General features: G+C 69.8%; 28 protein-coding genes. 9 read left to right on the top strand and 19 right to left on the bottom strand.

Annotation, left to right across the window (positions count from 1 at the left end):
* Positions 1 to 34: 34 nt before the first annotated feature.
* The 4 genes from OJF58_RS10875 to OJF58_RS10890 all read right to left on the bottom strand — a co-directional run bounded on the left by OJF58_RS10875 (position 35) and on the right by OJF58_RS10890 (position 4,584).
* The gene (locus OJF58_RS10875) at positions 35 to 1,087 is read right to left on the bottom strand and encodes an ABC transporter ATP-binding protein (RefSeq protein WP_300784213.1); all 1,053 of its coding nucleotides are present in this window, start codon (positions 1,085 to 1,087) and stop codon (positions 35 to 37) included.
* A gap of 1 nt (position 1,088) precedes the next feature.
* Positions 1,089 to 1,892 carry an ABC transporter permease gene (locus tag OJF58_RS10880; RefSeq protein WP_300784214.1) on the bottom strand — a complete coding sequence of 268 codons (804 nt, stop codon included), beginning with the start codon at positions 1,890 to 1,892 and terminating at the stop codon, positions 1,089 to 1,091.
* A gap of 106 nt (positions 1,893 to 1,998) precedes the next feature.
* Positions 1,999 to 3,228 (bottom strand): amidohydrolase family protein, encoded by a 1,230-nt coding sequence (locus tag OJF58_RS10885; protein WP_300784215.1) that lies wholly within the window; start codon positions 3,226 to 3,228, stop codon positions 1,999 to 2,001.
* Between the two features lie 105 nt (positions 3,229 to 3,333).
* The gene (locus tag OJF58_RS10890; RefSeq protein WP_300784216.1) at positions 3,334 to 4,584 is read right to left on the bottom strand and encodes an amidohydrolase family protein; all 1,251 of its coding nucleotides are present in this window, start codon (positions 4,582 to 4,584) and stop codon (positions 3,334 to 3,336) included.
* A gap of 89 nt (positions 4,585 to 4,673) precedes the next feature.
* Between OJF58_RS10890 and OJF58_RS10895 the strand changes: the two genes are divergently transcribed.
* The 3 genes from OJF58_RS10895 (at position 4,674) to OJF58_RS10905 (ending at position 8,091) form a co-directional block, all read left to right on the top strand.
* Positions 4,674 to 5,588 carry a dihydrodipicolinate synthase family protein gene (locus tag OJF58_RS10895; protein ID WP_300784218.1) on the top strand — a complete coding sequence of 305 codons (915 nt, stop codon included), beginning with the start codon at positions 4,674 to 4,676 and terminating at the stop codon, positions 5,586 to 5,588.
* A gap of 155 nt (positions 5,589 to 5,743) precedes the next feature.
* Complete coding sequence (locus tag OJF58_RS10900) at positions 5,744 to 7,081, top strand: MATE family efflux transporter (RefSeq protein ID WP_300784219.1); 1,338 nt, start codon at positions 5,744 to 5,746, stop codon at positions 7,079 to 7,081.
* An 8-nt stretch (positions 7,082 to 7,089) separates the two neighbouring features.
* Entirely contained in the window at positions 7,090 to 8,091 is a 1,002-nt protein-coding gene (locus tag OJF58_RS10905; RefSeq protein ID WP_300785247.1) for a 4-hydroxyproline epimerase, read from the top strand.
* Positions 8,092 to 8,235: 144 nt separating this feature from the next.
* On the opposite strand, the gene OJF58_RS10910 is transcribed toward OJF58_RS10905, so the two are convergent.
* The 5 genes from OJF58_RS10910 to OJF58_RS10930 all read right to left on the bottom strand — a co-directional run bounded on the left by OJF58_RS10910 (position 8,236) and on the right by OJF58_RS10930 (position 10,635).
* The gene (locus OJF58_RS10910) at positions 8,236 to 8,625 is read right to left on the bottom strand and encodes a PIN domain nuclease (RefSeq protein WP_300784220.1); all 390 of its coding nucleotides are present in this window, start codon (positions 8,623 to 8,625) and stop codon (positions 8,236 to 8,238) included.
* Positions 8,622 to 8,831 carry a type II toxin-antitoxin system VapB family antitoxin gene (locus OJF58_RS10915; protein WP_300784222.1) on the bottom strand — a complete coding sequence of 70 codons (210 nt, stop codon included), beginning with the start codon at positions 8,829 to 8,831 and terminating at the stop codon, positions 8,622 to 8,624. Before OJF58_RS10915 ends, OJF58_RS10910 begins: the two co-directional genes overlap by 4 nt.
* A gap of 51 nt (positions 8,832 to 8,882) precedes the next feature.
* The gene (locus OJF58_RS10920) at positions 8,883 to 9,377 is read right to left on the bottom strand and encodes an alcohol dehydrogenase catalytic domain-containing protein (protein ID WP_300784224.1); all 495 of its coding nucleotides are present in this window, start codon (positions 9,375 to 9,377) and stop codon (positions 8,883 to 8,885) included.
* A gap of 144 nt (positions 9,378 to 9,521) precedes the next feature.
* On the bottom strand, positions 9,522 to 10,292 hold the full coding sequence (locus OJF58_RS10925) for an RES family NAD+ phosphorylase (RefSeq protein WP_300784226.1): 771 nt from the start codon (positions 10,290 to 10,292) through the stop codon (positions 9,522 to 9,524).
* On the bottom strand, positions 10,252 to 10,635 hold the full coding sequence (locus tag OJF58_RS10930) for an MbcA/ParS/Xre antitoxin family protein (RefSeq protein ID WP_300784228.1): 384 nt from the start codon (positions 10,633 to 10,635) through the stop codon (positions 10,252 to 10,254). Before OJF58_RS10930 ends, OJF58_RS10925 begins: the two co-directional genes overlap by 41 nt.
* A gap of 676 nt (positions 10,636 to 11,311) precedes the next feature.
* Between OJF58_RS10930 and OJF58_RS10935 the strand changes: the two genes are divergently transcribed.
* The gene (locus OJF58_RS10935; RefSeq protein ID WP_300784230.1) at positions 11,312 to 11,620 is read left to right on the top strand and encodes a hypothetical protein; all 309 of its coding nucleotides are present in this window, start codon (positions 11,312 to 11,314) and stop codon (positions 11,618 to 11,620) included.
* A gap of 7 nt (positions 11,621 to 11,627) precedes the next feature.
* On the opposite strand, the gene OJF58_RS10940 is transcribed toward OJF58_RS10935, so the two are convergent.
* The 9 genes from OJF58_RS10940 to OJF58_RS10980 form a co-directional block, all read right to left on the bottom strand.
* Entirely contained in the window at positions 11,628 to 11,855 is a 228-nt protein-coding gene (locus OJF58_RS10940; protein ID WP_300784232.1) for a hypothetical protein, read from the bottom strand.
* 191 nt (positions 11,856 to 12,046) lie between these two features.
* A complete protein-coding gene (locus OJF58_RS10945) occupies positions 12,047 to 13,246 on the bottom strand; it encodes an IS256 family transposase (RefSeq protein WP_300779380.1) in 1,200 nt (399 codons plus the stop codon).
* A gap of 95 nt (positions 13,247 to 13,341) precedes the next feature.
* Positions 13,342 to 14,361, bottom strand: coding sequence for an AAA family ATPase (locus tag OJF58_RS10950; RefSeq protein ID WP_300784234.1), 1,020 nt, complete (start codon positions 14,359 to 14,361; stop codon positions 13,342 to 13,344).
* Positions 14,358 to 15,236, bottom strand: coding sequence for a toprim domain-containing protein (locus OJF58_RS10955; RefSeq protein ID WP_300784236.1), 879 nt, complete (start codon positions 15,234 to 15,236; stop codon positions 14,358 to 14,360). The genes OJF58_RS10950 and OJF58_RS10955 overlap by 4 nt, the downstream gene beginning before the upstream one ends.
* A 168-nt stretch (positions 15,237 to 15,404) precedes the next feature.
* Positions 15,405 to 16,610 (bottom strand): CoA transferase, encoded by a 1,206-nt coding sequence (locus OJF58_RS10960; RefSeq protein ID WP_300784239.1) that lies wholly within the window; start codon positions 16,608 to 16,610, stop codon positions 15,405 to 15,407.
* Between the two features lie 98 nt (positions 16,611 to 16,708).
* Positions 16,709 to 18,091, bottom strand: coding sequence for an MFS transporter (locus OJF58_RS10965; protein WP_300784241.1), 1,383 nt, complete (start codon positions 18,089 to 18,091; stop codon positions 16,709 to 16,711).
* A 176-nt stretch (positions 18,092 to 18,267) separates the two neighbouring features.
* A complete protein-coding gene (locus OJF58_RS10970) occupies positions 18,268 to 18,930 on the bottom strand; it encodes a DUF2848 domain-containing protein (protein ID WP_300784243.1) in 663 nt (220 codons plus the stop codon).
* Between the two features lie 15 nt (positions 18,931 to 18,945).
* Positions 18,946 to 19,746, bottom strand: coding sequence for a putative hydro-lyase (locus tag OJF58_RS10975; RefSeq protein WP_300784244.1), 801 nt, complete (start codon positions 19,744 to 19,746; stop codon positions 18,946 to 18,948).
* A 10-nt stretch (positions 19,747 to 19,756) separates the two neighbouring features.
* Entirely contained in the window at positions 19,757 to 20,509 is a 753-nt protein-coding gene (locus OJF58_RS10980) for an SDR family oxidoreductase (RefSeq protein ID WP_300784245.1), read from the bottom strand.
* A gap of 321 nt (positions 20,510 to 20,830) precedes the next feature.
* Between OJF58_RS10980 and OJF58_RS10985 the strand changes: the two genes are divergently transcribed.
* The 5 genes from OJF58_RS10985 (at position 20,831) to OJF58_RS11005 (ending at position 25,786) form a co-directional block, all read left to right on the top strand.
* Complete coding sequence (locus OJF58_RS10985) at positions 20,831 to 21,001, top strand: hypothetical protein (protein WP_300784246.1); 171 nt, start codon at positions 20,831 to 20,833, stop codon at positions 20,999 to 21,001.
* A gap of 84 nt (positions 21,002 to 21,085) precedes the next feature.
* Positions 21,086 to 23,059, top strand: a complete 1,974-nt coding sequence (locus OJF58_RS10990; RefSeq protein ID WP_300784247.1) for a serine/threonine-protein kinase — start codon at positions 21,086 to 21,088, stop codon at positions 23,057 to 23,059.
* 85 nt (positions 23,060 to 23,144) lie between these two features.
* On the top strand, positions 23,145 to 24,233 hold the full coding sequence (locus OJF58_RS10995; RefSeq protein ID WP_300784248.1) for an NAD(P)-dependent oxidoreductase: 1,089 nt from the start codon (positions 23,145 to 23,147) through the stop codon (positions 24,231 to 24,233).
* Positions 24,234 to 24,393: 160 nt separating this feature from the next.
* The gene (locus OJF58_RS11000; protein WP_300785248.1) at positions 24,394 to 25,272 is read left to right on the top strand and encodes a DUF882 domain-containing protein; all 879 of its coding nucleotides are present in this window, start codon (positions 24,394 to 24,396) and stop codon (positions 25,270 to 25,272) included.
* 4 nt (positions 25,273 to 25,276) lie between these two features.
* The gene (locus OJF58_RS11005; protein WP_300784250.1) at positions 25,277 to 25,786 is read left to right on the top strand and encodes an O-acetyl-ADP-ribose deacetylase; all 510 of its coding nucleotides are present in this window, start codon (positions 25,277 to 25,279) and stop codon (positions 25,784 to 25,786) included.
* Here the strand turns inward: OJF58_RS11005 and OJF58_RS11010 are convergent.
* A complete protein-coding gene (locus OJF58_RS11010; RefSeq protein ID WP_300784251.1) occupies positions 25,758 to 26,333 on the bottom strand; it encodes a DUF924 family protein in 576 nt (191 codons plus the stop codon). The genes OJF58_RS11005 and OJF58_RS11010 overlap by 29 nt on opposite strands.
* Between the last annotated feature and the right edge of the window lie 71 nt (positions 26,334 to 26,404).

Consider the following 26,404-nt stretch of genomic DNA (forward strand, 5'->3'; position numbering starts at 1 on the left):
GAAGCCTCCTGCGATTTGCGTCTTGTCTTACTTCTTACTCGTTGAACACCCGGCCGGCGCCCGCCGGCCAGCCGACATGGACCGGCTGGCCGACCTCCGGCGTGAAGCCGTCCTCGCGATTGGCGACATGCACGATCAGCCGGTCGCGGGGCGAGAGGCGCACATGGATGTCGATCAGCGCGCCGAGATAGGAGACGAATTCCACCGTGCCTTGCAGGCTGTTGTCCAGCCCGCTCCACGGGGTTGCGGCAATGCCGACACGCTCGGGCCGCACCGCCAAGGCGCCGCGGCCGGGCGCGCCGCCGGCGCAGGCGAGCGAGAGGCCGCCGTCGGTGCGGAACCGGCCGGGCGCCTCCACGACGCCCTCGAGGAAGCTGCTGCGGCCCACGAAGTCGGCCACGAAGCGGTCGGCCGGGCGCTCGTAGAGGTCGCGCTGGGTGCCGATCTGGCGCACCGAGCCCTCGCTCATCACCACCAGCCGGTCGGCCATGGTGAGCGCCTCCTCCTGGTCGTGCGTCACCATCACCGTGGTGAGGCCGAGCTTCTGCTGCAATTCGCGGATCTCGACCCGCACCTCCTGGCGCAGCTTGGCGTCGAGGTTGGAGAGCGGCTCGTCGAGCAGCAGCACGTCGGGCCGGATGGCAAGCGCGCGGGCGAGCGCCACGCGCTGCTGCTGGCCGCCCGAGAGCTGGCGCGGCAGGCGGCCGTCGAAGCCCGAGAGCCGCACCAGCGCCAGCGCCTCGGCGACGCGCTTGCCGATCTCGGCCCTGGCGAGCTTGCGCATCTCGAGACCGAAGGCGACGTTCTGCGCCACGGTGAGGTGCGGGAACAGGGCGTAGCTCTGGAACACCATGCCGGTGTTGCGCTTCCACGGCGGCAGCAGCGTCACCTCGCGGCCGGCGAGCCTGACCCGGCCGGCGCTGGGCTCGACGAAGCCCGCCACCATGCGCAAGGTCGTGGTCTTGCCGCAGCCCGACGGGCCCAGCAGCACCAGGAACTCGCCGTCGGCCACCTGCAGCGAGACGTCGCGCACGGCGTAGAAGTCGCCGTAGCGCCGCGCCAGCTCCTCGATGTCGAGCTGAGCCATCTCACACCACCCGGGCGAGCCGGACGTAGCGGTCGGTGATCAGCATCACCGCCGCGATCAGGGCGATCTGCACCACCGAGACGGCGGCGATCGTGGGATCGATCTTCCATTCGAGATACTGGAGGATCACGATCGGCAGCGTGGTGCGGCCCGGCCCAACCAGGAACAGGCTCATCTCGAGATTGCCGAACGAGGTCACGAAGCCGAACAGGCCGCCCGCCACGATGCCGGGACGGATCGCCGGCAGCGTGACGCGCCAGAAGGTCATCCAGCGGTTGGCGCCGAGATTCTGCGCCGCCTCCTCGGTGGCGCGGTCGACGCCGGCGAGGCTCGCCGTCACCAGCCGCACGATCCACGGGATGACGATCACGACATGGCCCGCGATCAGCGCGGCCAGGGTGCCGATCACATCGACATCGAGCGCGTTCTCGAGCTCGACATGGAAGACGTACATCGCCGTGCCCAGCACCACGCCGGGCACGATCAGCGGCATCAGCAGCAGGCTGCCGAGCGGGGCGCTGCCGGCGAAGTCGCGGCGCGCCAGGCAGAGCGCCGCCGGCACGCCCAGCACCAGCCCGATCGCGGTGGCGATCAGGCCGACCTCGAACGAGAGGGTGAAGCCGTCGGCGAACTTGCGCTGGTCGAAGATCGCCGCGAACCAGCGCAGGCTGTAGCCCTCGGGCGGGAAGGACGGGATCTCCTGGCGGTAGAAGGCGAGCCAGACGATGAACACCAGCGGCAGCAGGATATAGCCCAGCGCCACCGTCGCCGCCCCGTTCAGCGCCAGGCGTCGGACGTATCTCATGCGTCGCCAAAGATCCCTCGGCCTTCGGCCTCGGGATGACACGACAAGAACTGGGTCATCCCGAGCGCAGCGAGGGATCTTTCCTTGGCACGATTTCCTGCAAGCATCACAGCACGTTCCTGTGGAACCGGCCGGCCTTCATGATGGCCGGCAGGTGCACGCCGCCGTCCTTGAAGAGGCCGAGGTCCTTCACCGGATCGCCGTCGACCACTAGCAGGTCGGCATAAGCACCCGGCTGGATCGTGCCGAGCCTGCCTTCCTGGCGCACCACCTCGGCGCCGACCAGCGTCGCCGAGCGGATGACCTCGATCGCCGGCATCACCTCGCCGCGGATCCGGAACTCGCCGGTCTGCTCGTCCTCCAGCGCGCCCAGCAGATCGGTGCCGTAGGCCATCTTCACGCCGGCGGCGCGGCAGTGCTCCAGCTCGGCGTAGCCGTATTTCAGCACCTCGTCGTTCTTGGCCAGCATGGTGTCGGGCATGCCGAGCTCGCGGGCGCGCCGCTTCATCGCCTCGTAGGTGACGAGGTTGGGCACCATGTAGACGCCCTTCGCGGCCATCAGCCTCGCGGTCGGCGCATCGACTAGATTGCCGTGCTCGATGGTGCGCACGCCGCACTTCACGGCGCGGGTGATGGCCTCGGGCGTGTAGGCGTGGGTCAGCACGTAGCGGCCGAAGGCGTGCGCCTCCTCGACCGCGGCGCCGATCTCCTCGACGGTGAACTGCAGCGATTCCAGCGGGTCGTAGGGCGAGGCGACGCCGCCCGAGACCATCAGCTTCACCTGGTCGGCGCCCTGCCGCATCTGCTCGCGCGCCGCCTTGCGCACCTCGTCGGGACCGTCGGCGATGGCGCGCAGGAACACCATGCCGTTGCAGCAGAGGCAGGGCGGCCCGATGTCGGTGCGCCGGTTGCGGTCGTTGTGGCCGCCGGTGGGCCCGATCGAGCGGCAGGAGATGAAGAGCCGCGGGCCCGGGATCAGGCCCGCCTCGACCGCGGTCCTGGTGCCCCAGTCGGCGCCGCCGGCGTCGCGCACCGTGGTGAAGCCGCGATCGAGCATGCGCTTCAGCCGACCGGCCGAGCGCGCCATCATCAGCGTGAGCGGCACGCTCTCGAGGCGGTTGATGTAGACCTCGCTGTGATGGGTGTGCACATGGCAGTCGATCAGCCCCGGCATCAGCGTGCGCCTGCCGCAGTCGATGACTGTCGCGGCGCCGGCGCCGATCGGCCGGTCCGACACCTCCTTGACGGTGTCGCCCTCGACCAGCACCTCGTAGCCCTCGCGCGCCTCGTCCCAGTGCGGATCGAGCAGGCGGAGGTTTCTGAACAGGAAGGACATGGTTACGAACTCATCGGAGCGCGCCACTCCAGTGGCGCTCATGCGGGGGCGAGACGCGAAGAGGGCGCCACTGGAGTGGCGCGCTCCCCTGATCCCGACGCGCGCTCATGCCAGCGCGTTCTTGTGGAACCGGCCGGCCTTCATGATCAGCGGCAGGTGGGCGCCCTGGTCGAGGAAGAGCTCGAGGTCCTTCACGGGATCGCCGTCGACCACGATCAGGTCGGCGAAGGCGCCGGGCTCCACGACGCCGAGCTTGCCCTCCTGGCGCAGCACCTCGGCGCCGACCAGCGTCGCCTGGCGGATGATCTCCAGCGGCTTCAGCACCTCGGCGCGGAACAGGAACTCGCGGCTCTGCTCGACCTGGAGCTGGCCCAGCAGGTCGCTGCCGTAGCCCACCTTCACGCCGGCCCGCTGGCAGATCTCCAGCGACTTCAGCGCGCCGTCGAGCACGATGTCGTTCTTGGCCAGCATGTCGGCCGTCATGCCGAACTGCGCCGCGCGCTCCTTCATCACGAAGTAGGTGACGAGGTTGGCCACCATGTAGCCGCCCTTCGACTTCAGGAGCTGCGCCGACTTGTCGTCGATCAGGTTGCCGTGCTCGATGGTGCGCACGCCGTTCTCGACCGCGCGGGTGATGGCCTCGGGCGTGTAGGCATGGGCCAGCACGTAGCGGCCGAAGTTCCTCGCCTCGTCGGTCGCCGCCGCGATCTCGGCGGCCGAGAACTGCAGCGAGTCGAGCGGATCGTAGGGCGAGGCGACGCCGCCCGAGCACATGATCTTCACCTGGTCGGCGCCCTGGCGCATCTGCTCGCGCACCGTCCTGCGGACCTCGTCGGGCCCGTCGGCCACGGCCATGCTGTAGACCATGGCGTTGCAGCAGCCGCAGGGCGCGCCCCTTCCTGGCGAACTGGTGTCGGTGCGGCGGCGCGAATCGCTGTGGCCGCCGGTCGGGCCGATGGCGCGGCCGGAGATGAAGAGGCGCGGACCCGCGATCAGGCCGGTCTCGACCGCGGTCTTGATGCCCCAGTCGGCGCCGCCGGTGTCGCGCACGGTGGTGAAGCCGCGATCGATCATGCCCCTCATCAGGTCGGCGGCGCGCGCCGTCATCAGGGTCAGCGGGATGTTCTCGAGGTTGCGGATGTTCACCTCGCTCAGGAACACGTGCACGTGGCAGTCGATCAGGCCGGGCATCAGCGTGCGCCCGCCGCAATCGACCGTGCGCGCGCTCGCCGCCTTGATCGGCTTGTCCGACACCTCCCTGATCGTCTCGCCCTCGACCAGCACCTCGTGGCCGCCGCGCGCCTCGTCCCAGCGCGGATCGAGGAGCTTCGCGTTCCTGAACAGAATCTGCGACATCGACGCTTCCCCCGGATTCGAAGGCGCAACCCTACGCGCCCGCCCGCTTTGGCGCTACAGTCGCGGCGCGGATCGGCAGGAGGTGCGGCATGGCGCGCATAGGCTGGCGGGGCGTGTTCCCGGCGGTGACGACGCAGTTCGGCGAGGATTTCTCGCTTGATCTCGCGGCGACGCAGAAGGTGATCGACGGCCTCGTGCGCGACGGCGTCGCGGGGCTGGTGATCTGCGGCACGGTTGGCGAGGGCACCTCGCTCACCGCCGAGGAGAAGCGCCGGGTGCTGGCCGCCGCCGTGGAGGCGGTCGCCAGGCGTGTGCCGGTGATCGCCGGCGTCGCCGAATACACGACCGCGATGGCCTGCGATCTCGCGCGCGACTGCCGCAGGCTCGGCGTCGACGGGCTGATGGCGATGCCGGCCATGGTCTACAGCGCCAAGCCGCACGAAACGGTGGCGCATTTCCGCGCCGTCGCCCGGGCGTCCGACCTGCCGGTGATGATCTACAACAACCCGCCGGTCTACAAGACCGACGTCACGCCCGAGATGCTGGCCGAGCTGGCGGACTGCGAGACCGTGGTCTGCATCAAGGAATCGTCGGGCGCCACCGCGCGGCTGGCCGACATCCGCCGCATCATGGGCGACCGGCTGGTGCTGTTCTGCGGCCTCGACGACGTGGTGGTGGAAGCGGTGATGCTGGGCTGTACCGGCTGGGTGTCGGGCCTCTCCAACGCCTTCCCGCAGGAGGGCAACCGCCTGTTCGAGCTCGCGATGGCCGGCCGCTTCGCCGAGGCGCGGCCGCTCTACGACTGGTTCATGCCGCTCCTGCATCTCGATGCCCGCGCCGACCTCGTGCAATGCATCAAGCTCTGCGAGGAGATCATGGGCCGCGGCAGCGCGCGCACCCGCCCGCCGCGCCTGCCGCTCGCCGGCGCCGAGCGCGCTCATGTCGAGCGCCTGATGCGCGACGCCCTCGCCGCGCGGCCGTCGCTCCGGCTCGCGGCGGAGTGACCGGCTCGCAGGAAGGATCCCTCGGCCTCGCCTCCGGATGACACCGATTTGATGTGTCATCCCGAGCGTAGCGAGGGATCTTTCGCGACGCCGATCGAAGGTCCCTCGCTGCGTTCGGGATGGCACCGCTTCTCGAGTCTCGTCAGGAGCCCGCCGTGTCCCATCCTCTCCTGACGGCGCCGGTCGGGCGGGCGCTGGTGCGGCTGGCGGGGCCGACCACGGCGGTGATGGCGCTGCAGGTCGTGGTGGCGCTGGCCGACATCTGGATCGTCGCCCGGCTGGGGACCGACGCGCTGGCCGGCATCGCGCTGGTCTTTCCCGTCATGGTGCTGATGCTGAACAGCGCCAACGGCGCCATGGGCGGCGCCGTCGCCTCGGCGCTGGCGCGTGCGCTGGGCGCCGGCCGGGGCGACGACGCGCAGGCGATCGTCCGGCACGCGCTCGTGCTGGCGGTGGCGGTCGGCGCCGCCTTCACCGCCTTCGCCTGGACGGTGGCGCCCGCCTTCTACCGCTGGCTGGGCGGCCGCGGCGCCGCGCTCGACCGCGCGCTCGCCTTCAGCGACGTCTGGTACTCGGGCGCGATCGTGATCTGGCTCAACTGCTTCCTCGCCGCCCTGCTGCGCGGGGCGGGCGATGCGGCGACGCCGGCGCGCATCGGCATCGGCGCGTCGCTGGTCTACGTGCCGCTGGCCGGCCTGCTGGCGTGGCGGATCGGCATCGCCGGCCCCGCGGTCGCCTCGCTCGCCACCGCCACGGGCGCGGCGCTCCTGCAGGCGCGCGCGGTGCGGCGCGGCCGGCTGGGCTTCGTGCCCAAGCTCGGGCTCGGGAAAAGGAGATGGCAGCGCCGGCTGTTCGGCGAGATCCTGCGCGTAGGCGCGCTGGGATCGCTCAGCACCGTGGCCGCGAGCCTCACGGCGCTCTTGGTGACGGCGCTGGTCGGCCGTTTCGGCACGGCGGCGCTGGCAGGCTACGGCATCGGCGTGCGGCTCGAGTTCATGGTGGCGCCGCTCGCCTTCGGCCTCGGCACCGGGCTCACGACGCTGGTCGGCGTGGCCGTCGGCGCGGGCGACTTCGGGCGCGCGGTGCGCGTCGCCTGGCTGGGCGGGCTCGCGGCCTTCGCCGGCATCGGCGCGATCGGCTGGCTGGTGGCGGTGATGCCGCAGGCGTGGTCGCGGCTCTTCACCGCCGAGCCCGACGTGCTGGCCGTGAGCGTCGCCTATGTGACGCGCGCCGCGCCGTTCTACTGCCTGTTCGGGCTGGGGCTCACGATCTACTTCGCGAGCCAGGGCGCCGACCGCATGGCCTGGCCGGTGCTGGCCGCCTTCCTGCGCCTCGCCGTGGCGACCGCCGGCGGCTGGCTCGTGGCCGAGCGGCTGGGGCTCGGCCTCGACGGCATCTTCGCCGCCACCGGCGCCAGCCTCGTCGTCTATGGCGGCCTGATCGGCGGCGCGCTGCTGGTGGCGCCGTGGCGGGCGAGGCCGCGCGTGATATGACTCGCGCCATGGCGCTGCACACCTTCTCCTGTCTCGACGGCCATACCTGCGGCAATCCGGTGCGGCTGGTGTCGGGCGGCGCACCGCTGCTCAGGGGCGCGACCATGAGCGAGCGGCGGCTCGATTTCCTGGCGCGCCACGACTGGATCCGCAAGGCGCTGATGTTCGAGCCGCGCGGCCACGACGTGATGTCTGGCTCGATCCTCTATCCGCCGACGCGCGCCGACTGCGACATCGGCATCCTGTTCATCGAGGTGTCGGGCTGCCTGCCGATGTGCGGCCACGGCACCATCGGCACCGTCACCATGGCGATCGAGAACGGCCTCGTCGCGCCCGCGGCCGAGGGCACCGTGGCGCTCGACGCGCCGGCCGGCCGCGTGCTGGCGCGCTACGAACGGGACGGCCGCTTCGTCGACAGCGTGCGGCTCACCAACGTCGCCTCGTATCTCGCCGCGAGCGACGTCACGATCGACGTGCCGGGCGTGGGCGAGCTCGTCTGCGACATCGCCTATGGCGGCAACTTCTATGCGATCGTGGAGCCGCAGCGGAACTTCGCCGGGCTGGAGGCGATCTCGGCCGCCGACGTGCTGCGCCTCTCGCCGATCGTGCGCCGGCTGCTCGTCGGCCAGATCGAGCCGGTCCATCCCGAGGACGCCAGCATCCGCGGCGTCAGCCATGTGATGTGGACCGGCGCGCCGCGCAACGCACGCGCGCATGCCCGCAACGCCGTGTTCTACGGCGACAAGGCGATCGACCGCTCCCCCTGCGGCACCGGCACCTCGGCGCGCATGGCCCAGCTCGCGGCGGAGGGCAGGCTCGGGCCGGGCGACGAGTTCGTGCACGAGAGCATCATCGGCTCCCTGTTCGACGGCCGCGTCGAGGCCGCGGCCAGGGTCGGCAACCACGACGCGATCGTGCCCTCGATCGCCGGCTGGGCCCGCCAGCACGGGATCAACACCATCTTCGTCGACGACCGCGACCCCTTCGCCCACGGCTTCCAGGTGACCTGAGGCGCGCGCCGGAAAGATCCCTCGGCTTCGCCTCGGGACGACACGACGCTGGTGGGTGCCTGCCCGGCGAGGCCGACCCTCGGGGATGAGACGCATCGCTGCGCGATGCTCCTCAGGGTGAGGCCGGTTTCTTGTCAGTGCCGCTTACGCGACCATCAGGCCGAGGTGCTTCTCCATTGGCGCGAAGTCGCGGTCGTCGTGCAGCAGGGCATGACGGTGCTCGATGCAGAACGTGGCGATGACGATGTCGGCCGTCTTGCGGATCGTGATGCCGAGCGCCCGCATCCTGCGATAGTTGCGGGCGGCGCGCGCGGCCAGATCGGGGCCGAGCAGCGGCACGACGTCGTACTGGCGCAGGCCGCGTTCGATGCGCGCGGCGTGCGCCTCGTTCCGCGCCCCCTGCAGGACCTCGAGCAGGATGAGATCGCCGATCAGCAGCGGCTCGCGGCCGGCGGCTTCTTCCAGCCGGACGGTCGCCGCTGTCCGCTCGCCGCGCAGGTGGGCGATCCAGACCGAGCTGTCGACGAGGATCACGGCCGGGGCCGCCGCCGGCCGCGCCGCATGCTGTCCAGATCGCCCTCCCAGCCCAATCCCTCGAGCTCCGCCAGCGCCCTGGCCTGCCGCCGCAGGCGGACCAGCAGCCGCAGGCCCTCCTCGACGGTGGCGCGCTTGGTCGACAGCCCCGTCGCCGCCATGGCCTGGGACAGGAGCCTGTCGTCGATCTCGATATTCGTGCGCATGTCGCCGGTCCGGATGTGTACTCTCCTGGCCAATTATACACATCCGGACCGCTACGTCATCTTCAGGACGACGCGGAAGCGGGCCTGGCCGCTCTTCATGCGGTCGTAGGCGGCCTGGGCCTGCTCGAACGGATAGATCTCGTTCATCGGGCCGACGTCGTGCAGCCGGCAGAACCGCAGCGTGTCCTCGGAATCGGCCGCCACGCCGGAATACCAGCCGCGCGCGTTGAAGGTCGTGACGCCGGCGCAGAGGAGCGGCGCGGACCCGACCTCGTCCATGTCGTCGGGGACGTGCGCCGCCGCCGAGACGTCGGCCAGCATGCGGGTGGCGTAGCCGCCGTCGCGCGTGACGCCGGTCACCGCCCGGATGGTCTCGCAGGCGAAGGCCTCGCCCCGGCGGCAGCGGCGGCAATGGCCGCACGAGCCGCCGAACCAGCCGACGCCCACGCGATCGCCCGGCTTCCAGCCCTCGACGCCGACCCCGGTCGCCTCGACCCTGCCGATCACCTCGTGGCCCGGCACGCGCGGATAGGCGATGCCGGGCATCAGCCCCTCGACGACATCTCCCGCTCGACGCGCTGCAGCCTGGCGCCGGCCTGCGGCACGACCATCGCGATCATCTTCGGCATGGCATCGCTCCCGTGCTGGCCATGTGGAGGGCGACGATACCACGCGCCGGCGACGCCGCCGTTACGGCCGCTGCCAGCGGAGCCGTGCGATGCGCGGATCGGCGGCGAAGGCTGTGCGGTCGAAGGTGATGCCGGCCTTGGGCTGCTCGCACACGGCCTGCGCGCCCGCCTCGCTCAGCCTGATGCGCCAGGTCTGCTGGCTCACGGGCTTCCGTCGCGCGAAGGCGCGGGGCGTGAGCAGCGCGAGATTGTGGCCGCCCTGCGGGTCGCGCACCGAGCGGTAGCGGATCACCTCGACCCCGGCCGCACGGGCGGCATCGGCCAGCGCCTGGCAGGCGGTGTAGTCGGTGCGATGGCTCCACCGCGCCTCGTCGCGCGCGAGCCTGCCCCTGCCGAGGTCGATCGCCTTCTTCGTCGCCCAGGCGGCGGCGAAGGCGGTGTACTCGGCGGCGTTGGCGGGCCACGGCGTGGCGGGCGATTCGGCGAAGAACAGCAGGCGCCAGAACACGATCTCGGCCACCGCCGTCGCCGCCGCCTCGGCGGCGTAGAACACGCCCTCGGTGAGGCCGGGGCGGCGGAAGCGCGAGCCCGCGGGATAGGGCGCGCCGTAGCGGAAGGGCGTCGCCAGCAGGTAGTGCAGGCCCTCGCACTCGGGCGGCAGCGCGGGCTTGGTCTCCTCGACCAGCGCCTCCAGCAGCGCCTGCTCCTCGACCGTGTCGACATACTTCAGCGTCGAGACCTTGTGCTGCGCCTCGACCAGCCGCCAGCCGGTGCCGGAAGCCGGCCGCGCCTCAGACGACAGCGCGCCTTGCGTCCAGGTACTGGAGGACATTCATCAGCCCGGGCACGGTCTGGATCAGCGCGAGCGGCGCGTCGCTGAGCGCGCTGTTGGGATTCCTGAGCCAGGCGCCCGCGACCGCATCGTCGCCGCCCACGATCGCATCGAGCGAGCGCGCCAGCCGCACGAACAGGAGCGCCAGCTCGAACGCCTTCTGCCCGGGCTGCAGCGCATAGTCCCCCGCCCGCATGCGCGACACCGTCGCCTCCGAGAGCCCGACCACGGCCGCCAGCGCCCGGTTCGTCAGGCCGAGCCGATCCGCCGCCCGCAACGCCGCCTTCGTGACGACGGCCGACGGATCGGGCCTGGCGGCGGGACGGGGGCGGGGGGAGGGCATTGCGAAGCTTGTCTTTCTGGAGAAAGAATAGGCATCGATACTTCCTTGTGCAAGAGCCTCCCGGTTCCGTCCAGGCACCCGTCCTGCGCCACCCTACCCGTGTCATCCCGAGGCGCAGCCGAGGGATCCTTCGCGATGCCGATCAGTGCAGCGCGAAGACCGCCAATGCAGACAAAGGTCGCCAACCGTTCGACCTTGGCGGTCTTTGACGATGGATCAGCGAAAAAGCCCATTTTATCGACACTCTTCCAAAGGCCGCCAGAGCTGCGACCCGTGATCGTCAAAGCGCGATCAATCATTCAGTGTGGTGCCGATCCGTATGCGGATCTCCGAAGGCCAGGACGCCGGATGCACCCCTGCGCCTAGCGGCTCCTGCTCGGCGTGGCCTGCCGGAGTTGTGGTCGCCGTGTGCAAGGCGGAGCCTTAACCTCTGGTCAGAGTGGTGGCGGAGAAGAAGCCCCAAAAATCGGCCAGATCTAGAGTTTTCAGTCCAGAAGACAGAATCGAATCAATATCTAGTGGTTGTTGCCATATTCGAATCCGACTGCCCGAAATGGTCGCACGCTATTCAATCTTAGGACTTCCAGCACTTGACTCGCCGGCTATACAATCCCGTTGTTCGGTTTGAGGGGAGGGTGGTCAAACGGCCGCCACAAACGAGCACCAATTCGGCACCATGCTGCAGCAACGCAAATCAGTTGAAGGAACGATCCTTGTCGACTACCGCGTAGTCGACGGTTGGCATGTCTTTACTTCGAAGCAAGTGCGCGGTCTCTACGTGGCGAACCCTGATCAGCGCCTTGCCTATGAAGCAGTCGGTCCGTCAATCGAGAAATTGCTGGAGCTAAATGAGCATGTGTTAGCGTCGGTTCGTCCGGCTCTACCATTCGACGCTTTCTTGAGGCGCGTACGCGAGCATCTCGACGCGCTGAATATTATGCCCGGGACGCCGCAGCCTTTTATCATTGAGAAGTTGGCTGCGTAGCTCTCCTCTAGTTTCCGGGTTTAGGCTCCGGAATATCGTGCTCCTCCAAGAGATCTTGCACGACTGCTTCGGGGATAATCCCATCCACCGGACGCGGAATGATGATGTAGGTCACGCCGTTCGGATGAATCCAGACCTCCCCGATCGGAACGACGATCCCGCCCGGATTGTGATGCTGGCGACAGCCGCGGCGCTCAAGTTCAGCGCGCAACTGAGAGAGGGTATAGCCGGACAAATGAGTCCTTCTAATTGTAACGTGCCCTATGCGTTGGGCTTGAATACGAAGATGCGCAAAGAATCCCTGTGGTCATCCAGAATCTTGTAAGACGGCAATACCTGTGCGAATGAGCGTTAACGATCGTGCCCCGAGACGTGGTGTAGCTGGCGCTGAGTCAGCACAGCGATCTTCGGCGTGAGCCGGATCGATCAGGCAGCCACAGCAGGCAGCCCGACGAGAGGATCATCGCTTACGGGGGCGATGCTTTCCAGCGTGATGTAGCGGGAGCGCTGGACGGCCCACTCGTCGTTCTGCTCGAGCAGGATGGCCCCGACGAGTCGAACGATGGCCGCTTCATTGGGGAAGATGCCGACGACCTCGGTGCGGCGCTTGATCTCGCCGTTGAGGCGCTCCAGGGGGTTGATCGAGTGCAGCTTGACCCGGTGCTGTGCCGGGAAGCTCATGTAGGCGAGCACATCGGGCTCTGCCTCGTCCATCAGGGTAGCCAGCTTGGGGACCTTGGGTCGGAGCTGATCGGCGACACGCCGCCACTGCGCACGCGCCTGCTCGGCATCGTCCTGGGCGAAGGCGGTGGCGATGAAGGCCGAGACCACGCGGCGTCCGCTTCGGCCGGCATGCGCCAAGGCGTTGCGCATGAAGTGGACGCGGCAGCGCTGCCAGGTGGCGGTGAGGATCTTGGAGATCGCTGCCTTGATACCTTCATGGGCGTCGGAGATGACCAGCTTGACGCCGCGCAAGCCGCGGCGCGTCAGCTTCCTGAGGAACGCCGTCCAGAAGGTCTCGGCTTCGGACGGGCCGATATCCATGCCCAGCACCTCGCGCCGGCCGTCGGCGTTGACGCCGACGGCGACGATGACGGCGACCGAGACGATGCGGCCGGCCTGGCGCACCTTCACGTAGGTGGCGTCGATCCACAGATAGGGCCAGTCGCCCTCGATCGGCCGGTCGAGGAAGGCCTTCACCCGCTGGTCGATCTCCTCGCACAGCCGGCTGACCTGGCTCTTGGAGATGCCGCTCATGCCCAAGGCCTTGACCAGGTCGTCGACCGATCGGGTGGAGACGCCTTGGATGTAGGCCTCCTGGATCACCGCGGTCAGGGCCTTCTCGGCCATGCGGCGCGGCTCGAGGAAGCTGGGGAAGTAGCTGCCGCGGCGCAGCTTGGGGATGCGCAGCTCCACCGTGCCGGCCCGCGTCTCCCAATCCCGGTCGCGATAGCCGTTGCGCTGGGCCAGTCGCGTGGCGCTCTTCTCGCCATGGGCGGCGCCGGTCAGCGCACCGACCTCGATCTCCATCAGGCGCTCGGCAGCAAAGGCGATCATCTCGCGCAGAACGTCAGCGTCAGGGGCCTTCTCGACAAGCGAACGCAGGTCCATCATCTCTTCGGTCATCGGTGGTTCCTCGCGTGCAGGTTGGAGCTCGCAACCCAACCCTAACCGGAAATCGCCGGTGACCCCCGCAAGGCCGCTCCCTCGCTACGGCGCCATCAAACAGCGCGCTCGACGCAGCGCCAGCCGTAGCCATTGGCTTCGGCCGCCTCCTTCAAGTCCCGCGTCGCCATCGGCCCCTCGCGCAGCGCCTCGCGCAGGAACGTCTCCGCCTCGTCGACGGCGCTCGGGCCGGCGTCGGGCTTCTCGACCGCCATCAGCTCGCGCGCGGTGCCGTCGAGCGGCTGGCCCCAGTCGATGCGCTGGGCGCAGAGCGCGTGGCCCGGCACGGGCGCGAGCGCCAGCGTGTATTCGAAGCCGCCGGTGTCGGGGCCGAGGTTGGACTTGGCGCGCACCAGGCGGCGCGGCGCGTCCTGCCGGGCGGGCTTCACGGTGGCCAGCACCATGCGCGCCACAGCGCCGAAGGCGAGGCTGCCGGCGACGCGGTCGAGCGGCTCGCGGCCGCCCGAGTTCTTGGCGAGGTGCGTGATGCCCAGCACCGCGCAGTCGAGCTTCTGGGCGAAGTCGACCACCGGCTGCAGCCCGCGCCGGGTCTCGCTGTTCTTGTGGCTGTCGCCGGTGACCGCCGACACGACGGGATCGAGGATCAGGAGCCTGAGGTCCGGCAGGCCCTGCGCCGCGCGCACCAGCCTCGGCATGTCGGACGCGGGATCGAACGGCCGGTCGCGGCCGTCCTCGCGCGCGACATGGACGAAGTGGATGCGGTCCTGCGCGCCGCCCGCCGCCAGGAAGCGCGGCAGCAGCGTGTCGAGGATGCCGTCCTCGCCCGACCAGACCAGCACGTCGCCCGCCGGCTGCGCGCTGCCGTCGGGCCAGCGCCCGCCCGCCGTGACCGACGCGGCGAAGGCGAGCGCGATCGTGGTCTTGCCGGTGCCGGCCGTGCCCGCCAGCAGATGCAGCTTGCCCAGCGCCAGCCAGTCGCGCCACAGCCAGCGCACCTCTTCGGGCCGCAGCGCGCGGCCCGACAGGATCTCGACTTCCGGGGCCGTCGCCTTGCCGTCGACCAGCCCGAAGGGCACCGCGCTGGCGATATCCCGCCTGACGTCGTCCTCGCTCATACCGCACTCCGCAAACGATCGTTGAAATCCGTGCCCGTGCGCGGCGGCTGCGCGATGCGCACGTCGAGAAAGCCCTGCCCGCCGATCAGCCGCCGCGCCGCCTCGTGCGCCGCCTTCTGGCCCGCGCCGCTGCGGTCGTTGTCGGCGACGACGATCACCCGCCGCGTCCGGTAGATCCCGGGCAGGACGATGCTTTTCAGCCCGCCGGTGCCCAGCAGCGCGTAGCCGCCTTCGCCCAGCGCCTGCATGGCGCTCAGCACCGATTCGACGCCTTCGCCCACCAGCAGCACGTCGCAGCCCTCGCCGAGCCGCACCGCCGCGCCGGCGATGCGGCCGAAGGTCTTCCGTACGGGATCGATGTCGGCCTTGCCGCCGCCGTCGGCGCGGAGCCAGGTCGCCTGCACGGCGGCCGGCCGTCCCTCGCGATCGGTCGCGAGCGCCAGCAGGGCGGGCAGCGCGAGGCCTCTTCCGTGCGGCAGGCGCGGATGGAGCCGCAGCGCCCCGCAGGGCTCGAACGGCACGAGGCCGCGCGACTGGAAATAGCGCACGAGGAGCGCGGGCCAGGCGCCGGGATGCAGCGGCTTCGCTTCGTGCCAGAGACGCAGGCCGAGATCGCGCGTCCCCCGGTCGGCCACGGGCCTGCGGACCCGCTGCGCACGCTCGGGCGCGGGCCACAGGCCGCGCCGGCTGAGCGCCGCGATCACCTCGGCCTGCGTGCAGCCGGCGAAGCAGTGCACCAGCACCCGGCCGTCGCGAAGCGAGAGGCCGAGCGAGGGCGTGCGATCGTCGTGCGCCGGGCAGCGCGCGATCCAGCCCGCGCCGCTACGCCTGGCTCTCAGCCCTCCGATCAGCCGTCCCAGCTCTTCCGTCCGCATCCGAAGGATATGCGGAAGTTGGCAAGTGCAAGGTCAAGAGCGGTGACACGCGCTATTGAAGCGGATCACGGCGGCGAGCGTCCGCAAAGATCCCTCGCTGACGCTCGGGATGACACGGTCTTCTGCATCAACAAAAACGTGTCATCCCGAGGCGCAGCCGAGGGATCTTTATTCCGCCGCCTCGGCCGTGGGCGCGACCGGCGCGCGCACGCCGCCGCGGGCGAAGATGGCGTCGATCTCGGCCGCGCCGTAGCCCAGCTCGCGCAGGATGTCGCGGCCGTGCTCGCCGACATGCGGGGCGTGCTGCTGCGGCGGATGCTCCGACGCGCGCGGCAGGCCGGGGATGTTGGCGACGGGCAGGCGGCCGAAGCCCTCCTGCTCGATCCAGTCGACCGCGCCCGATTCCTTCACGTGCGGATGCCCGAGATAGTCGCTGTAGTTGTTCACCCGCTCGCAGAACACGTCCTTGGGCTGCAGGATCGCGATCCATTCCTCGGTGGTCTTCTGCGGCATGGTCTCGTTCAGCGCCTTCACGATCCTGGCCGCGTTCCTGATGCGGCTCTCGTGGCTCTGCAGGTCGGGATCGTCGGCCACGTCCTTGCGGCCGATCAGCTCGAACAGCAGCCGGAAGTGATGCGGCCGCATGGCCGAGACCATGATGTAGCCGTTCTTCGTCTTGTAGCTGCCGGCCGGCATGTAGAGCGGCGGCGCCGGCTGGTTGCCGGCGAAAACCCATTCCATCAGCTTGGCGCCCTGGTAGGCGGCGGCCGAGCGCATCAGGCTCGAATCGATGAAGCAGCCCTCGCCGAAGCGGAACTGGCGCATGATCGCCGTCGCCAGCGCCTGGAAGGTGTAGAGGCCGGTGGTGACGTCGACCGCGATCATGCCCTGCCGGTAAGGCGTGCCGTCCGGCATCCTGTTCATCACCATCATGCCGGAGAAGGCCTGGATCAGACCGTCGACGGTCGGCCGCTTGCTGTAGGGGCCGGTCTGGCCGAAGCCCGAGACCGAGCAGTAGACGACGGCGGGATTGATCTTCCTGAGATCCTCGTAGCCGAAGCCGAGACGCGCGATCACGCCCGGGCGGAAGCTCTCCAGCACCACCTGGGCCCGGGCCGCGATCTTCTTCACCACGGCGATGCCGTCGGCCGACTTGAGGTCGATCGCGATCGAGCGCTTGCCGCGGTTGTAGGCGACCGAATGGGCGCAGTGGCCGCCCTTCAATTCGCCCAGCGCGCGGCCCCAGTCGCCCTCGGGCGGCTCGATCTTGATCACGTCGGCGCCGTGCAGCGCCAGCAGCATCGAGGCATGCGGCCCCGCCACGCCCTGCGTGAAGTCGAGGACGGTCACCCCGTCGAACGCGCCTTTGACCATGGATAGAAGCTCCTCCCGGGCCGTGAACGTACGTTCACCGATGCATTCCGATCAACCCCGCCCGCGCAAGGGCGCCATGCACGCCCGTCGTTCCGCAGCTAGCGCGCGATCTCCTCCAGCCGGAGCTGGTTGGTCCGGGGGCCGAAGATGGCGATGATCAGGAACACCAGGATCATCGCCGCGGCGATGAACACGAACACGCCGGTCACGTGGTAGTGGCCCAGCACCCAGGCGATGATGAAGCCGGTGAAGATGGCGCTGAAGCGGCTCCACGAATAGACGAAGCCCACCGCCTGGGCGCGGATGCGCGTGGGATAGAGCTCGGCCTGGTAGGCGTGGAAGGAGTAGGACAGCACGTTGTTGGCGAGCGTGATCAGGATGCCGAGCAGGATGATGCCGGCGGCGCCGGTCTGCTGCGAGAACAGCAGGCCCAGCACGGCGATGGCGATGGCCGCCCCCGCGACCTGCCACTTGCGCTCGATCCGGTCGGCGAAGAGCTGGCCGAGCAGCGGGCCGAACGGGTTGGCGATGGCGATGATGAAGGTGTACTCGAGCGACTTGGTGACGGTGATGCCCTGCTGGATCAGCAGCGTCGGCACCCAGGTGGCGAAGCCGTAGTAGCCGATCGTCTGCAGGAAATTGTAGGCGCTCATCAGGATCGTGCGGCCGAGATAGACGCCCTGCCACATCTCGATCCAGGCGCCCGGCTTCTCCTCGACCTCGCCCGCCACCACGCGCGGCGGCGGCAGCTCGCGGCCGGTCTCGGCGCGCACCTTGTCCTCCATCATCGTCATGACGGCATCGGCCTCGGCCAGCCGTCCGCGCTGCGCCAGCCAGCGCGGCGATTCCGGCAGGCCGAGCCGGATGAACCAGATGAAGACCGCGCCGATCGAGCCGATGCCCACCACCCAGCGCCAGCCGTCGTAGCCCAGCACGGTGATCGGCACGAGCAGCGTGGCGATCAGCGCCACCACCGGCACGGCGATGAAGGCGATCGTCTGGTTGAAGGCGAAGGCGCGGCCGCGGCTTTCGCGCGGCACCAGCTCGGAGACGTAGGTGTCGATGTTGACCAGCTCGACGCCGATGCCGACCGAGGCGATGAAGCGCCAGATGTCGATCGCCATGGCGGTGCTCTGGAACGCCATGACGAGCGTGCAGACCGAGTACCAGAGGAGCGAGAAGGTGAAGATCGAGCGGCGGCCGAAACGGTCGGAGAGGCGGCTGAAGACGATGGTGCCGACGAACAGGCCGGCGAACAGCGCGGCGACGAAGCTCGCGAAGCCCTCGAGGCCGAACAGCGCCCTGGTGGTCGGCGTGAAGATGCCGCCCTTGAACAGGCCGAGCGCGATGTAGGCGGTGAAGAAGAGATCGTAGAGCTCGAAGCAGCCGCCGAGCGAGATCAGCACGATGAGGCGGCGGATGTAACGGGACCTGGGCAGGCGATCGAGCCGGGCTGCGATCGTGGTCGAAGCGGTCGTCATGGGTCGTTCCTCCTGGAACCGAACGCTTCGCAGGAGACTAGCGCGATATATCGTGACGCGATACTCCGCCAATTCCACGATGCAGTGCGGTGTCGCGAAGAAGAGATCCCTCGCCTTCGGCTCGGGATGACACCAGGTTCGTCGTGTCATCCCGAGCGCAGCGAGGGATCTTCAGGTCACGTCACCAGCGGCAGGGCCTCGACGGCGTAGGCGTGGGCGAGCTTGCGGCCGAGCACCGGATCGTCGAGCTCCATGGTGAAGCGCGGCGAGGAGCGGATGGCGCCGATCGCCGGCAGGGTGCCGCAGAACAGGGCGACGCGCGGCGGCAGGCGCGGGCTGCCGCGCCAGCCCGCGATGAGCTCGCGCGGCGGGCGCAGCGCGGCCAGCGTGCCCTCCTGGTAGAGCACCTTGCGGCCCTCCTCCTCGACGAAGGCGCGCAGCACCAGCCGGTCCCAGTGCGGCTCCACCTCCTCGAAGCGCCACGCCGTGCGCGCCAGCACCTTGGGGCAGAGCTGCTTGGCGACGGCCACGCCATAGCTCTCGACCTTGCGGTCGGTGTGGTCGGAACCGACCGTGACCCAGAGCCGGTCGGGCGTGCCCAGCAGCACCGGCTCGGCCTCGCCCGACGTGTCCTCGCCCAGCACCTGGATACGCTCGGCCTGGGTCAGCAGGCCGGAGGCGAGGCGATAGTAGAGCGGCACCTTGGACGGCGGCTCCACGCCGATCGCCTTCAGCTCCTCGATGTGCCGCTGCAGGGCCGCGACGTCGCGCCCGGTCCAGCCGGCGATCACCAGCTCGTCGATATCGACGTCGCGCCAGTCGAAGGCGAGGCGGGCCATGCGGCGCGCCTCCGGTCAGAGCACGGCGAGGCGCGAATTCAGGAGGTCGGTCACCAGCATGTAGCCGGGCGCGTGGGTGATGCAGAACTCGGGCCTGACCGTCGCCACGACCGATTGCGGCGTCACCCCGCAGGCCCAGAACACCGGCAGCTCGTCGTCGCGCACCGGCACGGCATCGCCGTAGTCGGGCTTGGCGATGTCCTCGATGCCGATCAGCTCGGGCTTGCCGAGATGGACCGGCGCGCCGTGCACCGAGGGGAAACGCGTCGTCACCTGCACTGCGCGGATCGCGTCGGCCGGCTTGAAGGGCCGCATCGAGACGACCATCGGCCCGTGGAACGGACCGGCCGGCGCGCACTGGATATTGGTGCGATACATCGGCACGTTGCTGTTGCAGGTCTGGTGCCTGAGCTCGAGCCCGTTCTCGATCAGCGCCTCCTCGAAGGAGAACGAGCAGCCCAGCACGAACGACACCAGATCGTCGCGCCACACCGTCGCGAGATCGGTCACCTCCTCGCTGAGCTCGCCGTTCTTCCAGACGCGGTAGAGCGGGATGTCGGTGCGGATGTCGAGATCCTCGCCCAGCATCGGCAGGCGCCAGTCGCCGGGCTCGGACTGGCCGAGCAGCGGGCAGGGCTTGGGATTGAGCTGGCAGAAGCGCGCGAAGTCGGCCGCCAAGGCCCTGGGCAGGATGGCCAGGTTGCCCTGCACGTAGCCCGGCGCCATGCCGGCGGTGGGCAGGCGATGGCCGCCGGCGCGGATGCGGCGGCGCGCGTCGCGCCCGGTCTCGCCCTTGAAAGTCGTGATGGTGTCCATGAGAACTCTCCTACACGTGCTGGCCGCCGTTGATCTGGATCTCGGCGCCGGAAACGTAGCTCGCGCCCTTCTCGCACAGGAAGTGGATCACGTCGGCCACCTCGTCGGGCGTGCCGAGGCGGCGCATCGGGATCTGGTTCTCGACGATCTTCTCGGTGCCGGGCGAGAGGATCGAGGTGTTGATCTCGCCCGGCGCGATCGCGTTCACGCGAATGCCGAGCGGGCCGAAATCGTGCGCCATCTCGCGCGTCAGCGCGGCCAGCGCCGCCTTCGAGGTCGCATAGGCCGAGCCGGCGAAGGGATGCACGCGGCTGCCCGCGATCGAGGTCACGTTGACCACCGCGCCCTGCGCCGCCGACAGCTCCTCGATCAGCCCGCGCGCCAGCGCCACCGGCGCGAAGAAGTTGACGTTGAACACCTGCCGCCAGAGATCGAACGGCGTGTCGATGGCGCCGAGCCTGGCGCCGTTCCTGCCCTTGGGCGAGACGGCCGCGTTGTTCACCAGCGCGTCGAGCCTGCCGCCGGCCAGGCGCTTGCGGATCTCCTCGATGCCGCGGCCGAGCTCCAGCGGATCGGCGAGGTCGAGCTGGACGTGGTTCTCGCCGCCGCTCGGCCACGGGCAGAGGGCGCTGAAGGGCTGGCGCGAGATGGTGATGATGCGCCAGCCGCTGGTGCTGAACTTCTTCACCGTCGCATGGCCGATGCCGCGGCTGGCGCCGGTCAGCACCAGGGTGCGCACGTTGTCGTGAAGCGGAGCATTCATGCCGGCCACCATACCTCGCGCCATCGACCCTCGGCCATCCTGTGCCCTTGAGATAGTGTCTGGTCCGGAAATGGTGTCATCCCGAGCGCAGCGAGGGATCTTTCCGCGATGCCGGCATCAAGGATCACCAGAACGGGTGCTGTGAGGCCGGGCTTTAAGCAAAGACATCCGCTTCGTCCCTTACCGCATTGGCGTTGCAAGATTTTGCTTGCGACATTTCTGTGACCGGCGTATAGATGTCCTCGGCCGGGCCCACTGAATATTTCGGGCCTTGGCCGCCCTTTAGATGACGTTCTTATTTCGTTTCCGGGGAGTGTCCCCATGACCGATACACCGAGAAGGCGGGCGCCGACGCCGCATTTGCAGACGCGGCCGGCGACCATGATCACCGCGATCGGCCTCTGCCTGCTGATCATGCTGATGCAGCTCGTGCCGCAGGTCCAGAATCGCCACACGCCGCCTGCGACAACGACGGTGGCCGACATCCGCTAGCGGCGCACGCGCAGCCGGCGCGCGAGGGCGCTTGTGCGTCCGGCCGCGAACGCGCATTTATGGGGCGACGCAAGCACGCCCCTCATGAATCCCGACAACGTCCAGGCCCTGCCGACCGGCACGCAGCTCGGCGACTTCCGGCTCGACGCGATGATCGGGCACGGCAGCTTCGGCATCACCTATCGCGCGTTCGACACCCAGCTCGCGAAGATGGTGGCCATCAAGGAGTATCTTCCGGTCGAATTCGCCGTGCGCAGCGGCGATACCACGGTGGTGCCGCGCGGCGCGCGCTTCGCCGAGGATTTCGCCTGGGGCCGCGAGCGCTTCCTCGACGAGGCGCGCGCGCTCGCCCGCTTCCGCCATCCGCACATCGTTCCGGTGCTGCGCTACATCGAGGCCAACGGCACCGCCTACATGGTCATGGAGTTCGAGGACGGCCGCAATGTCGCCGAGCTGCTGCGCGAGCCGGACCGGCGCCTCGCCCCCGACGATGTGCGCCGCCTGGCCGACGGCCTGCTGAGCGGGCTCGCGGCGGTCCATGCGCAGAACTTCCTCCACCGCGACATCAAGCCTTCCAACATCATCATCCGCCGCGACAGCGTGCCGATCCTGATCGATTTCGGCGCCGCGCGGCAGGCGATGGGCGGCCGCACGCGCACCTTCACCGGCGTGCTCACGCCGCAATACGCGCCGATCGAGCAGTACGCGCTCGAGAGCAGCAACCAGGGGCCCTGGAGCGACATCTATTCGGCGGCGGCGGTGCTGCACCATGCCGTTGCCGGCCATCCGCCGCCGGAAGCGGCCAGCCGCGTCGGCGCGGATCCCTATCGCCCGCTGGCCAGGAGCGCGGCGGCCGGGTTCGACCAGGCCTTCCTGGCGGCGATCGACCGGGGGCTCGCCTTCGCGGCGAAAGAGCGGCCGCAGTCGGTTGCCGAGTGGCGCAGCCATTTCGGCACCGCGCTGCCCTCGGCGCGCGATGCGCCGACGGAGCGCATGGCGGCGCCGGCGGCGCCCCGGCTGGGCGGTGTGTTCCGCGAGCAGCACGAGCTTGCGCCTCCGCCGCCGGCGTCCCGCGCGCGTCCGGCTCTCTGGAGCACGGCGGTGATCGTGGTGCTGCTGGCCGGCGGCGCCGCGGCGTGGTGGCTCGAGCCGGCGCTGCACGACGGGCTCGCCGCGGCATCGACACCGGCGCCGCTGGCGACCGATACCGCCGGCGCCGCGACCGTATCGCCGCCGGGCGCTCCCGCCGCGCTCACGCCTTCGCCGGCCCCGCCGTCTTCTCCGGCCGCGCCGTCATCGCCGCCGGAGGCGTCGGGCCTGCCGCAGCCCGCGCCGGTCAAGCCGGCGCCCGACACGACTGCGGCAGCCGCCACGCCGCCACCCGCCGGCAATGCGGAGTCGCAGGTCGACAAGGCGCTGGTCGGCCAGGCCGAGCGCGCGGCGGCGCAGGCGCGCGCGACCGCCGAGAAGGCGAAGGAGGCGGCGGATGCGGGACGCGCCGCGGCCGGCGAGGCGCGCATCGCCGCCGCCCGCGCCGCGCGGCCCGGCCTCGAGAACGCCCAGCGCCTCTCCTATCCCAACGGGGCGAGCTACATCGGCCAGGCCGATGCCGGCCAGCGGCAGGGCCTGGGTGTCGCCGATCTCGACACCGGCGAGCGCCAGGCCGGCGAATGGAACGCCGATCGCCTGAACGGTCTCGGCACGGTGCGCCTGCCCGACGGCTCGCGCTACGAAGGCCAGTGGCGCGACGGCCGGTCGACCGGTCTCGGCGTGCGCGAGAAGCCCGGTGTCGAACGCGCCGAGGGCAACTTCGTCGATGGCCGGCTCGAGGGGCTGGGCGTGCGCCGGCAGATGAGCCCGCCCGGCCTCGTCCAGTCGGGCGAGTTCCACGGCGACCTCCTGGACGGGCCCGGCGTGGAGACGGTCGCCGGCGGCGAGCGTTACGAAGGCGAGTTCCGCGGCGGCAAGCGCCAGGGCTATGGCGAGGTCTATGGCGCCGACGGAAAAGGCAAGCCCGGCCGCTGGAACAACGGCAAGCTCGTCCAGTCCGCACCCTGACGAGAAGGTTACGCCACTAACAAGAAACAAGAGCGGGCGCTCCAGCCATCTCTGTGTCATCCCGAGCTTAGCGAGGGATCTTTGCTTGGCGCCGATCAAGGATCCCTCGCTACGCTCGGGACAGCACGGCCTTACCGGATGGCACGATTCTCGCTTCGCGTCGGCCATGCAGGGCTTTCCGCTTTTCCTTTGCCTCGAGGGCCGGCGCGCGCTCGTCGTCGGCGGCACCACGGCCGCCGCGCGCAAGATCGAGCTGCTGCTCGCCGCCGGTGCGGAGGTGACGGTGATCGCCGAGGCGGTGGGCGGCGAGGTGGCGCAGCTCGTCGCCGACCGGCGCGTGCGCTGGGCCGGCCGCCATTTCTCCGAGGCCGATCTCGCGGCAACGAGCGTCGTCATCGTCGCGAGCAATGACGAAGCGCTGCAGCGGGCCGTGTCGCGCGCCGCCTGCGCGCGCGGCGTGCCGGTGAACGTGGTCGATCGGCCGGCGCTGTCGAGCTTCCTGATGCCGGCGATCGTCGATCGCGGTCCGGTCACGGTCGCGATCTCGACCGGCGGCGCGGCGCCAGCGCTCGCCCGCAAGCTGCGGGCCGAGATCGAGCGTCGGCTGCCCGCTGCGCTCGGCCGCGTCGCGCGTTTCGCCGCGATGTTTCGCGAGCAGGTGCGGCGCACGCTCGACGAGCCGCGGGCGCGCCGCCGCTTCTGGGATCGCGTGTTCGATGGTCCAGTCGCCGCGCTGGCGCTGGCCGGCGACGAGATCGCCGCCCGCCGCGCGCTCATCCGCCTGCTCGATGGCGTGCGCGAGGAAGAGAGGCCGGCGGCGATCGTGCATCTGGTCGATGCGGGCGGCGGCGATCCCGACCTGCTGACGCTCAAGGCGCACCGCCTGCTGCAGGCGGCCGACGCGATCGTGCACGACCGGCGCGTGCCGCCACGGCTTCTGGCCGTGGCGCGCCGCGATGCCGAGCGCTTCCCTGTCGACGAGCATCCCGGCCCGCGCCTGATCGCCCTCGCGCGTCGAGGCAGGAAGGTGGTGTGGCTCGGGAGCGGCGATGCCGTCGGCGGTTGTGGCGGCGCGGTGGGCAAGCTATTGCTGAAAGCCGGGGTCGCCGTCGAGGCGGTGCCGGGCGTGGTGGTACCCGTTCGCGAGCCGTCCGAGGACAAGCAAAGCGCGTAGATCGCCCGACGCATACACGTATCGGTATGGATTAAGTTGTCGATCTAGTTCCAAGACAGACCAGCGAATTTTCGCTTTGTATCCACCGCCGGTCTCTGGTAAATCGGTGTGGCAAAAATGCAACAACCTCGGGGCAGGGATGCGGAGTTTTGTCTTGAGTGTGGCGATCCTGCTGGCTTTCGTCGGCACGAGCCTCGCCCAGACCACGACCACGGGCGTGTCCGAGACCAGGATCCTTCGGGGCACCGTCAAGGTCAAGCCGACCGCCACCAAGGCGGCAGTCACCAAGCCGACCGTCAAGAAGACGGTCGGCAAATCGACCGTCAGGAAAGCGAAGGTGGTCTCCGCACGCTCGGCGACCCGTAAATCGGCCGCCAAGAAAGCGGCGGCCACGAAGACCACGGTCAAGACGACCACCGCCGGCAAGCCAGCGGTTGCGACCAGCAAGACCTCCACGACCAGGGCCAGAAGCGCCAGCAGGGTGGCGAGCAAGTCGGTGGTCCGCCATGTGACGCCGCAGAGCCTGCGCGGGTCGCGCTACGGCGGCTTCGCGCCGTCGGCGCCGATCGAGCCGCCGCCGCCGATCGACATGACCGTCCCGCGCTCGCTCGCCATGACCAACGTCAACTCGGGCGAGAGCATCAGCGTCACCTACTGGTCCAACGGCACCTATCACCGCGATGCGCTCGACCAGCTCAACCATTTCCTGCGCGACGTGAAGACGGGCGAGCAGACGGAAATGGATCCGCTGCTGTTCGACGTGCTGTGGCAGACGCTCCAGATCACGGGCTTCCACGGCACCGTCGAGGTGCTGTCGGGCTACCGCTCGCCCGAGACCAACGCCTGGCTCGCCAGCGTCAGCGCCGGCGTGGCGCGCGACAGCCAGCACATGAACGGCAACGCCATGGACATCCGCCTGCCCGGCGTGCCGGTCTCCCGCATCCGCCAGGCGGCGCGGTCGCTGCAGATGGGCGGCGTCGGCTACTATCCACGCTCCGGCTTCGTCCATATCGACACCGGCCCCGTGCGCTACTGGTAGCACCATGGCGCGCCTCGACGTCATCGAGGGCGACATCACGCGGCTCGACGTCGACGCCATCGTCAATGCCGCCAACGAAAGCCTGCTGGGCGGCGGCGGCGTCGACGGCGCCATCCATCGCGCCGCCGGACCCGGGCTGCTCGCCGAATGCCGCACGCTGGGCGGCTGTCCGACCGGCGAGGCCAGGATCACGCGCGGCTACTGGCTGAAGGCGCGCCACGTGATCCACACCGTCGGTCCTGTCTGGGGCGGCGGCACGCGCGGCGAGCCCGAGCTGCTGGCGAGCTGCTACCGCAACAGCCTCGCGCTCGCCCGGCAGCACGGCCTGCAGAGCATCGCCTTTCCCGCGATCTCGACCGGCATCTACCGTTTCCCGAAGGGGCAGGCGACCGAGATCGCGGTGCGCGAGGTGCGCCGGCATGCCGGCGACGCGCGCGTGATCTTCTGCTGCTTCGACACCGCGACCGCCGACCTCTACTCCGAGGTCATTGCCCGAAGCGATCGGCCGTCCTGAGATAGTCGAGCTCCTCGGCCGTGCTGGCGCGGCCCAGCACCTCGTTGCGATGCGGGAAGCGGCCGAAACGGGCGATGATGTCGCGATGGGCGATGGCGTACCTGGTGCTGTCCTCGCCGCCCTGCGTGGCGAACAGGGCGCAGGCGAGCTCCTGGTCGGCCAGCGCCTCGCTGTGCTGGAACGGCATGTAGAAGAAGAGCCGCACGTCGCGCGGGAACGCCATCGGATAGAACCGCGCCAGCGCCAGCCGCGCGGTCTCGATCGCCTTGGCGTCGCCCGCGAAGGCGCGCGCCGAGCGGCGGTGCATGTTGCGCGGGAACTGGTCGCACAGAAGGATCAGCGCCAGCGCACCGTCCGGCGAGCCCCTCCAGCCGTCGAGCGCGCCCGCGATCGCGCCGTCGAGCAGCGGGGCGAAGCGTGCCCCGATCTCGGCATCGAGCTCGGGCGTGCTCTGCCACCACATCTCGCGCGGCTGCCCGTGGCCGGGATCGCCGAGCGGCAGGAACCAGAAATCGAGGATGTCGCGGATGGACGAGGCATCGGTCATCGTTGGCTGCATCGCTAAAGATCCCTCGGCCTTCGGCCTCGGGATGACACGGCTTTTCGGATCGGCTCTGT

This window comes from Enhydrobacter sp. (assembly GCF_030246845.1).
GTDB lineage: Bacteria > Pseudomonadota > Alphaproteobacteria > Reyranellales > Reyranellaceae > Reyranella.